Annotated in this window: 14 protein-coding genes; 7 read left to right on the top strand and 7 right to left on the bottom strand. The window is 56.6% G+C overall.

Annotated features, from left to right (window positions below; all coding sequences use genetic code 11):
* Positions 1–59: 59 nt before the first annotated feature.
* Positions 60–575, bottom strand: coding sequence for a hypothetical protein (locus tag ACQYWX_RS14535; RefSeq protein ID WP_431689309.1), 516 nt, complete (start codon positions 573–575; stop codon positions 60–62).
* Positions 576–818: 243 nt separating this feature from the next.
* On the opposite strand from ACQYWX_RS14535, the gene ACQYWX_RS14530 reads away from it, so the two are divergent.
* The 3 genes from ACQYWX_RS14530 to ACQYWX_RS14520 all read left to right on the top strand — a co-directional run bounded on the left by ACQYWX_RS14530 (position 819) and on the right by ACQYWX_RS14520 (position 2221).
* Positions 819–1142, top strand: a complete 324-nt coding sequence (locus tag ACQYWX_RS14530; RefSeq protein WP_431689308.1) for a topoisomerase DNA-binding C4 zinc finger domain-containing protein — start codon at positions 819–821, stop codon at positions 1140–1142.
* 98 nt (positions 1143–1240) lie between these two features.
* Positions 1241–1717, top strand: coding sequence for a hypothetical protein (locus ACQYWX_RS14525; protein WP_431689307.1), 477 nt, complete (start codon positions 1241–1243; stop codon positions 1715–1717).
* A 105-nt stretch (positions 1718–1822) separates the two neighbouring features.
* On the top strand, positions 1823–2221 hold the full coding sequence (locus tag ACQYWX_RS14520; RefSeq protein WP_431689306.1) for a hypothetical protein: 399 nt from the start codon (positions 1823–1825) through the stop codon (positions 2219–2221).
* Between the two features lie 25 nt (positions 2222–2246).
* Here ACQYWX_RS14520 and ACQYWX_RS14515 read toward each other — a convergent pair whose 3' ends face one another.
* Complete coding sequence (locus ACQYWX_RS14515; protein ID WP_279506608.1) at positions 2247–3653, bottom strand: heavy metal sensor histidine kinase; 1407 nt, start codon at positions 3651–3653, stop codon at positions 2247–2249.
* Positions 3640–4326 (bottom strand): heavy metal response regulator transcription factor, encoded by a 687-nt coding sequence (locus tag ACQYWX_RS14510; protein ID WP_279506607.1) that lies wholly within the window; start codon positions 4324–4326, stop codon positions 3640–3642. The genes ACQYWX_RS14515 and ACQYWX_RS14510 overlap by 14 nt, the downstream gene beginning before the upstream one ends.
* A 340-nt stretch (positions 4327–4666) precedes the next feature.
* On the opposite strand from ACQYWX_RS14510, the gene ACQYWX_RS14505 reads away from it, so the two are divergent.
* Positions 4667–4894, top strand: coding sequence for a hypothetical protein (locus ACQYWX_RS14505; protein ID WP_279506605.1), 228 nt, complete (start codon positions 4667–4669; stop codon positions 4892–4894).
* A gap of 114 nt (positions 4895–5008) precedes the next feature.
* Here the strand turns inward: ACQYWX_RS14505 and ACQYWX_RS14500 are convergent, their stop codons facing one another.
* The 4 genes from ACQYWX_RS14500 to ACQYWX_RS14485 form a co-directional block, all read right to left on the bottom strand.
* Positions 5009–6646, bottom strand: a complete 1638-nt coding sequence (locus ACQYWX_RS14500) for a hypothetical protein (protein WP_431689305.1) — start codon at positions 6644–6646, stop codon at positions 5009–5011.
* Positions 6633–7760, bottom strand: a complete 1128-nt coding sequence (locus ACQYWX_RS14495) for a caspase family protein (RefSeq protein WP_431689304.1) — start codon at positions 7758–7760, stop codon at positions 6633–6635. The genes ACQYWX_RS14500 and ACQYWX_RS14495 overlap by 14 nt, the downstream gene beginning before the upstream one ends.
* Positions 7761–7765: 5 nt before the next feature.
* On the bottom strand, positions 7766–9307 hold the full coding sequence (locus ACQYWX_RS14490; protein WP_431689303.1) for a hypothetical protein: 1542 nt from the start codon (positions 9305–9307) through the stop codon (positions 7766–7768).
* A gap of 268 nt (positions 9308–9575) precedes the next feature.
* Positions 9576–10625, bottom strand: coding sequence for an MBL fold metallo-hydrolase (locus ACQYWX_RS14485; RefSeq protein WP_431689302.1), 1050 nt, complete (start codon positions 10623–10625; stop codon positions 9576–9578).
* 109 nt (positions 10626–10734) lie between these two features.
* On the opposite strand from ACQYWX_RS14485, the gene ACQYWX_RS14480 reads away from it, so the two are divergent.
* From ACQYWX_RS14480 to ACQYWX_RS14470, 3 genes are all read left to right on the top strand, one after another.
* Positions 10735–11667, top strand: coding sequence for a LysR substrate-binding domain-containing protein (locus tag ACQYWX_RS14480; RefSeq protein WP_431689301.1), 933 nt, complete (start codon positions 10735–10737; stop codon positions 11665–11667).
* A 251-nt stretch (positions 11668–11918) separates the two neighbouring features.
* Positions 11919–12890 carry an EamA family transporter gene (locus tag ACQYWX_RS14475; protein WP_431689300.1) on the top strand — a complete coding sequence of 324 codons (972 nt, stop codon included), beginning with the start codon at positions 11919–11921 and terminating at the stop codon, positions 12888–12890.
* Positions 12891–12994: 104 nt separating this feature from the next.
* Positions 12995–14272 carry a radical SAM/SPASM domain-containing protein gene (locus ACQYWX_RS14470; RefSeq protein ID WP_431689299.1) on the top strand — a complete coding sequence of 426 codons (1278 nt, stop codon included), beginning with the start codon at positions 12995–12997 and terminating at the stop codon, positions 14270–14272.
* Positions 14273–14277 lie beyond the last annotated feature (5 nt).

Raw genomic sequence — 14277 nt, 5'->3', positions numbered from 1 at the left:
AGCCGCCCTGAAAAATGTTGGCGAGGCCACAGATAGTTTTTCAGAGATTCCCTGGCGGATCAGCCCTGTCTGTAGCGGATATCTCTGTAGAATTCGCGGGAATCCTCATCAATCTCGTCCCCCGCTGCGAACAGCGTTTCCTGTTCTTCGTCTGTCAGCGGGGCCTCAACATAAGCGCTTGATGCGGAATGAAATCGAGTCGTACAGATCATCCATTCCTGACTCTGGTTCTTCAGAAATCCCCGCCCTTGATGGGCCCCGCAAAGCCAGCGCTGGCAATCGGTGCAGGCGTTAAAATACTCGCTGTTGTCGTTCATGGCGAAAAACACCATATCATCCAGCGCCTCGCCATAGGCCATCGCCAGATAAGCCGCGCGGTTTTCCGCGCACCCGCCAGTTCCCCAGTCTGTTGTATTCAATTCCGCCATGTTGTAGCCGACATAGCAGCGGCCCGTAACTGCAGATACCGCGTAACACATCGTGAAACCGCTTCTGCTGGTGTTCGCCTCCCGCAGACGACGTCTATACATACGCTGGGCGATCGCTTCGATGATTTGCTTGTGGGTTTTAGCCATGGGACACACTCCTTGCAGTAAGAAAGGTAGCTCCTTCGGCGCCAAAAAACTGCATGAGCCGATTATCAATATAGGCGTGAATGAGTAAGCGAAGCCTTCAAGGAAAGATCATATTTTGCACAACCCTCTTCTCCATACCGTAATAACTACGATTCGCCTTGCCAACGCCGCCCGGCCCCACGCCGATGGACTATACTTTCTCCAAAACAAGAACAATCCGGAAAGATAAAAGCAGGAAGCAACATGGACACTTCATTAGCGCTTGAGCTGGTGCTCAAATTCTGGTTTTTAGCCCCATTGGCGGTCATTATCGCCCTATTACAAACATCCTGGTTCAACAGCGTGATACAACGCCTAATCCAGCAAGAGGAAACGCCGACCTCCACGCCACTACCCGTCATGCGCATCGCCGAGACCAACGAACGCAAGCCCGCAAACAGAATCAGAATATGCCCCCAATGCGGCGCACAGATGGTCAGCCGCCGAATCAAAAAAGGCCCCAGCGCCGGCCGCGAATTCTTCAGCTGCAGCGCCTCTCCGAAATGCACCGGCGTGCGGGCGGCTTGATAGAAAGGCTGTTAGTCGGTAGAGTTCGACTCTGCTAATTGGCGGTTTTGGCGTCACCGAACACGCCAAGCTGAGACATGTTTGATAGGAGTAATCACTTGGCTGACGCCCCACCTGAGATGTTTCTCAGTCCAAATCCACTATGGCATTACTATTGGGTATTTTGGGGGCTGGTTTTATTTTCAATATTATTAGTCCAGCTTCCCGTCGCCTATTTCACGCTCGTCAGGCCCTTCGATAAAAAGTTTGAGATTAAACATTACACGCTGGAAAAAGGAATTTTCTATGTCAGCTTTTTGCTGCGGCTTTTCAATTACGTGGCGGGGATATTGGTTCAGCCCTATAAAGACAGGCCTTTGAAAGGTCTCGCGCAACGATTTGTCAGTGGGCGCCTCAGCTATCAGGAACGTGTCTACAAGAAGACGGTTAACTTTCGCGCCGATGCCTCCAGGTTTCAAATCGCATTGTGCTATATCATGCTGGTCAGCACAGTCATATTGTTTGTAGGAACAATCCCCTTGCTCATACATGACTTTATTCTCTACCCTGACTTCGCCGCAGCGCGAAATAGCTAACCTCTTTACCGTTTTGAGTCACAGAAATTGCCCACGTCGCCCCCAGAGTTCTTGTTAAGCCCGAACATTTATTGGCATTACGGGCTGCTTATCTGGGCGCTGGTCATGTTCTCAATTTTGCTTATTCAGTTGCCTGTGGCTTATTTCTCCATCGTCAGGCCTTTCGATAAGAAGTTTGAGATTCAGCAGTTCACGCTGGAGAAAGGCATCTTCTATGTCAGTTTCCTGATTCGACTATTCAACTATGTATCAGGCATTTTGCTGCAGCCTTACAAAGGCAGGCCTCTTAAAGGGCTTGCCAAAAGGTTTGTGGATGGGCGCTTTAATTACCAGAAAAGCGTTTACAGGAAGACCATTAACTTTCGCGCTCACGCTTCAAGATTTCAAATCTGTCTCTGTTATGTTTTGGTTGTCAGCACCGTCATTATGTTTGGCGGGCTGATTCCATTACTCATCCATAACTTTATTCTCTACCCGGAGTTCGCCACGGCGCACGGAGGATAAGACTCTTGCGCCCTGAGGGCGCGCTTTACTTACCCGGCATTTTCATCACAAATTGCGTGTGGTTTTGTTCTGAGTTGGCGGCGATGCAGCCGCCGTGGGCTTCTACGATGGATTTGACGATGGCCAGTCCCAGGCCGGCGCCTTCGTCGGTGCGGCAGCGGGAGTCGTCGACGCGGTAGAAGCGGTCGAACACGCGGGACAGGTGTTCCGGCGGTATGCCGGGGCCGGGGTTGGCGACGCTGACCACGGCGAAGCCGGGGGTGTCGCACAGGGATACTGAGACGGTTCCGCCTTCGGGAGTGTGGCGTATGGCGTTGGATAGCAGGTTGCTGACCGCGCGGCGCAGCATCATGCGGTCTCCCCGCACTTTGCGACAGCGTCCCTTGAGGGTCAGCGATACGCCCTGGGCTTCCGCCCAAGCTTCGAAGTAGTCTAACAGGTCCTGCACTTCCTGGCGTAAGCTGACTTTTTCCAGCGACAGACGACCCAGGCCGCTTTCGGTGCGCGCCAGCAACAGCATGTCGTCAATCATTTTGGAAATGCGCTCGAACTCCTCCAGTCCGGAATAAAGCACCTCTCGATATTCCTCCACGCCCCGCCCTTTGCTCAACGCCACCTGAGTTTGCGTCATCAGGTTGGTCACGGGGGTGCGCAATTCATGGGCGATATCCGCCGCGAAATTGGACAGGCGCTGATAGGAGGTTTCCACACGCTGCATCATGTCATTGAAAGAAGCGGCCAGCTCCACCAGTTCGATTGGCGCGGCATCCAGCTCCAAACGAACGTGCAGCCTATCCGAAGAGACACCGCGGATACGATTACTGACCCGCCGCAGCGGCGCCAGCCCCCTGCCCACGCCGACCCAAACGCCGCAGATCCCCACCAGCGCCGCCAATAAAGTGGACGCCCATAAGGTATGGCGATAGCTCTTCATGAATTTACGGTGAGCGCTGATTTCAAGCGCCAGCGTCACCAGATAGTAGGAAGACGGCGCGGCTTCCGGCGCGCTCAATTTGAGCCGAATGCCTCGGTACAGATTCTGGCCGTCCCGCCACATGCGCAGGTTGTCCGCGGTGATGACCGTGAGCACTTCCAGATCCCCTGGCGACCCTCTGCCGCGAAACTCAGGGGACGCATAGATGACTTCACTGGAGGGCTTGCTGAGTTTGCAGATAACGCCAAGGCGGCCAGGCAGCGCGCGATCCAGCTTGCGCTGCAACATATCGATATCTTCAGCGGGCCAGTGCTGGAACAGGATGTCCTCTACCACCGCCGCGGCTTCTTTCAGCACCGCGCTGTCCTGCTCCATGAAGTGCTGGTCGATGGTGCGCTCGATCAGCCAGCCGAATACCAGAAACACCGCCAGGATGGCGATCCCCACCAGCGCGGTGATGCGGACCGCGAGAGGCAATGGCCGTTTAGTGGAGCTCATTACGCACGTCCAGCCGATAGCCCATGCCCCGTACGGTCTGGATCAATTTAATATCATGACCATCGTCCACTTTCATGCGCAGGCGACGCACCGCCACATCAATGACATTGGTGTCGCTGTCGAAATTCATATCCCAGACCTGGGAGGCGATCAGCGACCGCGGCAACACCTCCCCCTGACGCCGCACGAACAGCTCCAGCAAAGTGAATTCTTTCGTGGTCAGCTGAATATCCGCGTCGCCGCGACGGGCGCTGCGGCGGGAAATATCCAACGTCAGATCGCCCACGCTCAACTGGTTTCCGCTTAACGGCGCCAGGCCTCGTCGCAGAATATTACGCACGCGCGCCAGCAGTTCGGAGAAGGCGAACGGCTTCACCAGGTAATCATCGGCGCCGGATTCAAGCCCCTGCACCCGGTCCGACACGCTGTCGCGGGCGGTCAGAAACAAAACCGGGGTGGCGTTGCCCGCTTCCCGCAAAGAGGCGAGCAGACGCCAGCCGTCCAGATCGGGCAACATGATATCCATCACGATCAGGTCGAACTGCTCCGTCATGGCCAAATGCCGGCCATCCAGACCATTGGCGGCGGTATCGACGACAAAGCCCGCTTCTGTCAGGCCTTTCCGCAGGTATTCCCTGGTTTTCGCTTCGTCTTCCACGACCAGCAGTTTCATGTTGCGCCTCCGGGCTGCATGGGGTTGTCGCATAAGGGACATGTGAGGGGAATCGAGCCGCGCGTGCGGGCGCGGCGGCGCAAAGATAACCCGTGACGCCGTGCGTAAAGATGACGGCCGCATTACGACCCTGTAATCCATGCGTCATGCCTCCGTCAGCGCCGACGCGACATAGTGTCGCCATCCTTTTCGAATTACCGGCGCAGCCGGCCTGTTGCGAGGGAGTTGCTAGCGGCGGAAACCAAAAGGATTCGGATTAAGCCGGGCCAAACCCGTAGCGAAAAATACTGTCCGTAAAGGTTTAACGAGATACACACCCTGTAACTGGAGAATTGAAACGATGAAAACCAAAGCAATGATTTTAGCGACACTGATGGCGACCAGCTACGCCATGACTGCAAGCGCCAGCGAAGAAGGCGGCGGTTACCTGTGGGAAAAGAAAGCGGAGCAAAAGACGCATTCCACAGCGAAGTCCGGCAGCTCCGTCGCCAATCAAATGGGCCACACTGCGGTTCAGCACAAGCGCTTTATATTTGACGACGCGCCCAGCAACGACACCCAGTCTTAATACTTTTTCCAACACCCTTAGCATTTAGGACGATCAGACATCACACAACGGTTCCACCTGAGATGTCCACTCAGTCGGGGGCTTCCCAGCCCCCTTTTTTTGAGCGCCAGGCGACTAGCCGCCGGACGGCGCTGCAATGGTCGCCAGCTTTTCGGTCAAATCCTGCAACGCCTCGGCTGCGACGACAAGGGGCACATGCAACCCTGACATCATCAACCTGAACTCCTCCACAGTGAAATCGTCTCCTTCTTCCAATTGTTCCTTGATCAGTTGCAGCATAGGCAGCAGAGAGAATTGCAGATTGGTCAGATGAAGCCCTCCCTGCCCTTCGCGAACCGCCTTCTTGTGCGCCCGAATAATCTCGTTCCAGGGATTATTGCAGGCAAGATCCTTGATGGCTTGCAGCACATCTTCCTCTGACGCGGGAGTCGTGTCCGGCAGCTCCCATGACGGACTGGCCAGGGTAGTAAAATTATAGATTTTGGTAAAAATATTCAGTTTTTCCAATACCTTGGAAGGGACATTTAAGGTCAGCTCCAATATTTTGGGCGACAGCACAGAATCGCCAGAGCGAGACACAATGCGACCACCCACCTCCTCTTCCAGCTTCCAGGCCAGCCAAGGGCCCTGAGCGACTTGCCTGGCCGCCACTTCACGCAAAACGGGATTAGCGACCACCATGGCAGGACAATCCAGCAGCGCTCTCCAACTGGCGCTAAGCATAGGTGGAAAGCTCACGCCTTGTGAGGCGAGCGGCGATTCCCCTTTGAGCCCGGCCAAGGCCAACCTCAACGCCTGGATATCCGGATTATCAACGCCGATCATTCCTGCGGTGTTGTGTATCACCGTCTCTAGCAGGTCCTGATTGGGGCGCGGACTCAAAAGCAGCAAGTGGGCGGCGAACAGTCCAAACAGCGGGTTAAAGAACTTGTCTTGCAACAGCGCGTTCATTTCCTCCCGGGTAATGGCCTGCCGCCCCTGCAACAATGCATAACGGGCAATCTCGGTAAGCCTTAAATACCGTCGCAGTTCGTAATGTGGCAGACCCATTCCCGAAGGCGTCATCAACATGGCCCGATCGCTGAAGTCCTGATAACCAAAAGGTCCTTCGTCAGGAAGCTGAAAATAGATCTGACTACGCCACCCCGTCACAACATAAAAAGGCGTCAAAACCGTTTCGCCCTGCTCATCCTGATAGCCCAGCAGATAGTATCCGGCCTTCAGCTTAAGGTTGACGGCGGACAGCCCCACCTCCGGCAAATGGACTTCCTTGCGGCGAAAGTCAGCGAGCTGATTACCCATGGCGTCCCGCAGCTGCAGTCGATCCATGACGATGCGCAAACGGTCCGCGCTTCGCCCCTCGTTGTGATCGGGAACCCTATCCTGACGCAGGCTCAGTAACAGTCCGCCGTCCCATCCCAGTCCCACGTCCTCTGGTTCACTTGCAACCAGATCAAACAACGCCGATTGTTGACGCCTGGTCCAATCCTCGCCCTCCTGCACCGGTGCAGGGTTGGCGAAGTCGATAGCGTTCAGAGGCACTGTCAGCGTCTTTGCTTGCGGCTCAACCAGGAACAACGATTCGGTGCGACCACCGCCAGCCTGCGCGCGCGCTTTATACAGTCCCGGCGCCAGGTCCACCGTCAATGCGCCAAACCCGTTAGCCACCACCTGAAAAGCGCTGTCCACCACTTCGATTTCACCCTGGCGGTCGGCGATATTGACGGTAACGGATGCTTTAGAGTTCGACATCGTCACCTCCGGTTTCAAATTTCTGTTGAATCGAAGCGCCGCCGGTCGCCATCAATAGAGAAACCGGCAACGGCAGTTCAAACTCGCCATCGACGACGGCAATAACCAACTCCTCGCTGTCGTCGCCTCCAAACTGGGCCTCACGCTTAACTTTTACCTGATCCCCGTTAAGTATCAGTTCGGCGACCACTTCAAACTGGCCGTTCACGATTCGGACTTTCTCGCCATCGCTCCAGCTCTTCACTTTGAAGCGCTGCGGCTTCAACTTACCGGCCTTGCGCTGGAAATAGATTTCGCCAATGGTGGGAACCACCACCTCCGGCGGGTCCGCCGGACTTCCCTCGCAAAGTATGCTCCACTGACTTTCCAGATAATTCTTCACCGCCTGGGAAGGCACCTCCGTTTTTCCCCACTCCGCATGCTCCAGCGCATCCAGAAAAGCGTGTGTCAGCAGCCCGTGCACCTCGCCATTGCGAGCGGCGATGGCGCGCTCCTGCGCCTTGCCTCCTCGCGGCGCCCCATACAGTTCAAACAGCTTTGGCGCGACGCTGACGCCAATATTGGTGGGTTGCGGCAGTGGCGGCGGCATAGGACGTTGCGTTAATTTCGCGTCACGGCAGCAGTCCATGATCAGCACGATCTCAGAAAACAGCCCCTGATCCTTGGTCCATTGCGCAAAATAGGTGCCGTAGATATTCCAGTTTTCTATCGGGCTGCTATTACCTACGAATAACGCTGCATGGGCTTCACGGCGATATTTCTCACAAAAGCCGTGCCCGGAGAAATACAGATAAAGCCGACCTTGGCGATAAACGTAGCCGCTGCGATCCGGCTTGCTGATCAACTTGAGGAACTTCTTGAAGAAATCCTGGAACAGCGGCGGCATGGCGCTGTCGTCACCGTCATCCCTCGCTGTCAGATCAGCCAGCGTCATGCCGGTTTCGTCGGATACGATTTCTATGACCTGAGCCGCCGGCACATCCCCGCCGGCAGGCGACGTCAGCCAGTTGCGCATCAGCTCAACGTCACGAACCGGGCCTTTCAGGTCAGGCAGGCGATCAGGGTCCGCATATCGGCTGATGCCCACCAGAATAGCGTAATCATTAGTGGCCATGACGCTTAGTACCCATGTTGAAGAATGTACGCCACGCTCCCCATGGTGCCGGCGTCGGCGTCATCGAAGTCCCCATGTTTACGGCCGTCGCTATTGCGGCCATCCCCTGCAACGCTGGGCGACCACACCAGGCTGTTGGGGTATTTGGCGTAAAACTCGCGACAGGCCTGGATATTCGGGAAGGCGTCGGCGTTGTAGACGTCGCTCTCGCTCAGATAGCGCTGCATGCCGACCAGCGGCTCGTCCGGTTCGTTCTCCAGCATGCCTGAGACGAAGTACAGCAATGAGCTGCAATACAGTATGGGAACCAGAGTATCTCCCGCCTCACGCTCATCGCACATGGCGAACTGGCGGAAATGACTGATCCTGCCGCCATGTTCAGCGACCGTCGCCGCCATCAGCGCATGGGTGGCGGCTGGCGCTTCGAATAGGACGTCAAACTGCTGATTGGGCAACAGACGGGCGGCGCTTCTCAGCAGATGACAGATATAGATCGCGCCGGTGCTGTGCCCCACCAGAGTAATTCTGGGCGGCGTCTGCACGCCCTCCAGTTCTTCCTTCAGCGCAGACAGAAAGACATGGCCGCCATATTCATTCCCTTCGGTAAAGGCGTCGGCGGTGTCTTTCTTCATTCGGTCCCACCAGAGCGAACGTCCGATTTTGTCGATATACAGTTCCCGCAACGCCTCTTCCACCAGAGTAACGTAGGGCCCGTGCGCCCGCCCGGCGCGAAAACGCCGAATAACGCGCAGTACTATAGCGGCGACCACCTTGGCGACTTTCCACCATGCGATAGCGCCAAACCCTTTGGTGGTTTCTGCCGGCTGAGGCTCGAACAGGCGATCCGCCGCTTCCTTGCTGATCTGCGAATTGGAGGCCACCCTTGTCCCCTCTGACCGCGTGGCCGATTGCAGACCATTTCGCGGCTGCAGGCCGTTATAGACTTCCGTCACCGCCTCCTGAAAGACCGGATCACCCTCTATGCTATCGGTAATATCCGCGTTCAGTTCGTCCACATCCAGCGCTGCGCTGCGGGTATTGGCGGCGATCACAGCGTCAGACAGGCTGGCGGATTTATGCAGGGCGTCAGGCGGTGTGTCTCTGCGCCCGGCGAACCAGTCGTCGAATTCCTGCCGCAGCTTGATTTCATTAACCCCTACTCCCCCTGCGCCTTTTATACCAACGCTTGCGGGAAGCTTCTTCAGCACCCATTCGGAGATTTTTTTCACGAATTCCCTGAAGATTTTTTCGTTGGCGATTTCCTTCAGGTTGTTCAGCGGCGCCTCGAAAAAGCCGGACTCCCACACGAAGAATATGGGATAAGCGCCGGCTTTATCGGCATATAAGGGATACAGTCGCTGCTCGGCCGTTTCCCGGGCTCTGTTTTTATTGACCAGTCCACCGTGAAAGTGGATGACGATTCCCGCCGCCGGGTTCTGTTGCAGCGCCTGACGCACAATATGGCGCACGTCCGCCGCAGAGGTGGTGGATGCAGGCTGTAATCGCCCGTCCGCCAAGTGGATGATATGGTTTTTGGAAATGAACATGCGCACCTCCTTCAAGCTGACCCTGCCATGACATGTTCTCAGAAGCCGCCTTCCATAACGGCGAAGGTTCATCCCGCATCGATGGCTGAAATTCCCTTCGCGTCCATCGCCTACAGCCCGCAAATACATCCGGCGCCCAGGAAAGGCGTTAGTTTTAGTATAGATGAAGAAGTTGTTTTGTGAGGGGGGGATTCCCCCATGCCGGGGAGCAGGCGCAGGCAAGACAGGGCCTGAAACGCTCAGACCCTGTTAAGAGATAAAACGGGTGTTACTTCACTTGCGCGCTATAGTTCACCGGAATCCACTCAAACGCGCCGCCGTCTCGCTGCACATGGCCGACGCCAGGGAATGGAATGTGCGCTGCGCCCACCAGGTAACCGTCTTCCACCGCATCGTTGAAGGCGGCGAGTCGTTGACGGGCGGCTTCTGGCGAGTCGACGTCGAAATCGATGGTGATTTCCGGTCTGGCGAACTGGATGTCCCGGATATGCAGCAGGTCTCCCAGGAAACGGATGCGCTGTCCCTGGCTTTCCACTTCGTACACTGTATGTCCGGGCGTATGGCCATGCGTGGCGACGGTTCTTACGCCAGGGAACAACTCTCCATCGCTGTTAAAGGTTTTCACTTTATTGGCGTTCATATAGGGCCTGACGGATTGTTCCGCCCAGTCGAAGCCGCGTTTCAGGGTGTCATTCACCTTGGCTTTATTGGCTGGATTCATCCAGAAATCCACATCGTGCTGATCCACATAGACCGTCGCATTGGGGAACGCCATCTTGCCATTGCGAGTCAGCCCGGATGAGTGATCGCCGTGAATGTGGGTCAGCAGTACGGCGTCGATCTGCTCCGGCTGGTATCCGGCGGCTTTCAGGTTGTCCAGCAAGTGGCCGCCCTTGTCGCCGAAGATATCTCCTGCGCCGGTGTCCACTATGGCCACATGGTCGCCGGTGTCGATCACGAAGGTGTTAATGGAGGTTTCCACCTGCGGCCCCAGATAATGGCGGGCCAGCAGCCGCGTCACTTCTTCCGGCGTGGTGTTGTTCATCAGTTTGGTGAAGTCGACCATCACGGAGCCGTCGGAAACCGCCGTAATTTTGAAGTCGCCCAGCTTCATGCCGTAATAGCCAGGGTTGCTTTGCGCCGCCGCAACAGCCTGGGTGGATTTGGCGTTCGTGGCGGATTCAGCGTAAGCGGATAGCGTCGTCATAGATACTCCGGCGGTCAGTAACGCAGCGCCCAGAAACAGGCTGCGCGCCAGGGGTGTTTTTTGGGTGGTGTGGGAAGTATGGAAAGCGGTGCGGAAAGAAGAGGTAGACATAGTAGTTCCTTAAAAAATTTTTACTGCGGCGCGGCGCTTTCGCCATTGCCTTTGACCGGATGCAATGATTCAATATTCGCAGTTATCACTCAAATCGATTGTTACAATAATGAATATCACCGAAAGAGATTTTAGGGGCGTCGACCTTAATTTACTGGTCACCCTGCTGGTTTTGCTGCGTGAGCGCAGCGTCACCCGTGCGGCGGAAAAACTGCATCTGGGGCAACCTGCGGTAAGTGGAGCGCTGTCGCGACTGCGCGAGCTGTTTGACGATCCGATTCTGGTGCGCACCGCACAGGGCATGTCCCCTACGGTGAAAGCGCTGCAACTGGAAGCAGAGTTGCTGCCTGCACTGGGGAAAATCCATTCCGCCCTGTTCGAGCCGTCGACCTTCGACCCCGTCACCAGCGAAGGCGTCTTCACCGTGGGCATGTCGGACTGGGTGGAAGTCTGGCTGGGGCCGCGCTTGATCGCCAAGCTGCATCAGATGGCGCCGTCGATCCGCCTCGCCATTAAATCCGTCGACCCTTTTCAGGGACCCGCCATGCTGGAGCAGAATGGTATGGACCTGGGGGTTTCCTGCTTCATGGACGGCGGACCCGCCTGGATGCTGCGCAAACGCCTGTGCTCCATGGGCTTTCTTTCCGTTTACGATCCCGCCCAGGTCGCCATCACAGAGCCCCTCACACTGGAGCAATATGTCAGTCACCCGCATTTGATGGTGACTTACAAAGGCGCGTTTGAAAGCAATGTGGACGTCGCTCTGGCGGAAATGGGTCTGCGGCGCACCGTTCAGTTCGCGTTGCCGCGCTTTTCCACCCTGCCCCCAATCCTTAAGCGGATTCCCGCGCTCGCCACCGTGCCCAAGGTCGTCGCCAGCTGTATGTGCGCTGCGTCAGGGCTGCGGGCGACGGAGCCGCCACTGGCGTTGGCGGACACCAGCGTGGATTTGGTATGGCGCGCCACCCGCGATAAAGACCCGGCCCTGCGCTGGCTGATGACAGTGATAGAGGAATGTCTGCAGGAGGCCATGGCGCTCTGAAAACGCCTCTAACTAAGATCCTAAGCGTTTGTTTTTAGTGACAACTTTGCCTGTTGCCAGCGAGCTGGAAACAGGCGTAGTATGAATTCGTCCCCCTTTTTATTCGCCTTGTCGCGCAACGATAGCGTCGCCTGACAGGGTCGCTGCAACGTCGTCGATAGGGTTCGGCGCGTGTGGCGTAACAGGCGGGGCGGCTTACGAAGCCCGTATATCGCTGCCAGAAACATGGATTGCAACGGAAGGAACTCGATATGTGGCGAAATCACCCTTTTGCTCTCGGCATTACCGCGATCACCGTCGCGGCGATTTTGTTCGGCGTCGCCGGCGCTCTCGCCAAAGTACTGTTCCATGCGAATATCTCGCCTCTGGATCTAACGGCGGTGCGTTCGCTGGTCGCCTGCGCAGTATTTTCGCTGGCCATGCTGCTGACGCAGCCCGCCACCTTTCGGGTCAGCAAATCGGCGATTCCCCTGCTGATCGCCACCGGCCTGGCTTTCACCGCCGTGAACATCACTTTTTACTACGCCATCAGCATGATCAGCGTGGCGGCGGCCATCACTCTGGAATACACCGCGCCATTTTTCGTGCTGTTGATCAGCGTCGCTTTCGCCTCACGCCGCGTTGACCTCCGCGACGCAGGCATCGTCGCTTTGAGCGTGGCGGGCTGCTTCCTGCTCACCGGCGGCGAAGCGGAGTTGTTCTCCCTCAACGCGGGAGTGCTGGTGGGGTTGGCCTGCGGTCTGGCGTTCGCCATCTTCAATATGCTCGGCAACGCCTGTAAGCAACGGGGCGTCGGCGCCAGCACGGTAACGCTCTATGCGTTTCTGGTCAGCTCCCTGCTGTGGCTCGCTGCGCTGCCCACGCTCACCGTTCATACCATTGATTACTCCGGGGACGTTGTCCTCTACATCGCGTTCATCGCGATTATCGCCACCATCATTCCGTACTGGCTGTTGATGTACGGATTGCGTCACGTAGACGCCCTACCCGCCACTATCATCGGCATGTTCGATCCTCTGGTGGCCGGGCTGGTCGCTTACGCGCTGGTGGGAGAACGCCTGACCGTCGTCAATATGGTCGGTATCGGCGTCATCATCGTCGCCGTCTGCCTCATCACAATAAAAGAAAAAAACGCCCAGTCCTCGTCCCAGAAAAACAAAGCGAAAAAGGAACTGGACGAGTCCTCAGGGACACTGCAAGAACCCACTCAGAACGCCTACTAAATCCACAGCCGCCAAAGCCCACCTAAGGCTCACGGCGGTGAAGACGAAAGGGATACGCCTCATGGAATAGCGGTAACGCAAACGGATCAAAAAGGAATTCAGTCATGGATAAGAATCACTCAACGCTGTTGAACGTACATCTGATCGACGCCGCCGAAGAGCGGACTGATAATCTTCCGAGTCTGCGTCTCTCCCCCGATGTAGACCGCAAATCCCTCCCGCATATCCAGGCTGCGCAGAGCCGGCTGGAGAATCTGTGGGCGGTGGGTACGGATTACTGCCAGGAAACGATTCGCCGGGCTCAGGCGGAGAATCGTCTGTTGCACCTGGACATTGATATGACCGGCGAGTGCAAGCTGAAGTGTTTCTATTGCGACCGCACTCCAGACCGCTACAGCGATGTGCCGGACCGGATAGAGCTGAGCACGGAGGAGCGCAAGGACATTATTCTGCAGGCGCGCCGCCTCGGCGCCACAACAGTGGAGTTTCCCGGCGCCGGCGAGCCGATGATCGATCCCGGCTTCTGGGAGATCGTCGAATACATTCATAGTCTGGGCATGACCACCGTGCTGTTCACCAGCGGCTATCATCTGGACGCCGCTGGAGCGGATCGCCTCTATGAACTGGGCGCATCCGTTTTCCTCAAGTACAACAACATCGACACCGCCGTGCAGGATCGCATGGTGGGCGTACGCGGCTATGGGGACAAAGCACGCAGCGCCATGGGTCTGTTGCTGGAGCGAGGCTTTAACAAATCAATACCTACCCGCCTCGCCATTGATGTGGTGACGACGCCCAAGTTCCATGATCTGAACGATGTGGCGGACCTGTTTCGCTGGTGCCGGGATAACAACGTGCACAGCTACATCATGACGCTGATCCCCGAAGGCATGGCGGATCATAAATCCCTGTTGTTGGAGAAAGAGCGCGCCAATGACCTGATTGAGATGATGCGCAAAATCGACGAAGAGGAATACGGGCTGATCTATTCCCCCAGTCGTCCCATGGGCGGCGGATATCGCTGCCGGCAGGTTAACTGCGGCCTGTTCGTGAATCTGTTTGGCGAAGTGTACGACTGCAACGGTCTATCCCGATTGGTCGGCCATTTGCGTCAGGATTCGCTGGAAAATGTATGGAGCTCCGCCTATGCGGAAAAAATCCGCACGCCGGATCAAAACGGCTTTTGTCTGGTGCGGGAGCGCCAATGGCAAGGCCGCGACCTGTCCGCCATGAACCGCAAGGTTGAAGAATACGAACGCTGGCGCGCCAAACACGGCGACGACGCAGTGGTGGAAAGGGCCAAACAGGCGGTCGGCATTGGCCACGTGGAGCTGACGCGCAAGGGGGCCATGGTGAAAACGCAAACAACGCAACCGGTGTGATGAGG

The organism is Hahella sp. NBU794, from assembly GCF_050749805.1.
In the GTDB taxonomy this organism is placed as follows: domain Bacteria; phylum Pseudomonadota; class Gammaproteobacteria; order Pseudomonadales; family Oleiphilaceae; genus Hahella.
The sequence above is the reverse complement of the archived record's forward strand: the minus strand, read 5'-3'. Positions and strand labels throughout refer to the sequence as shown.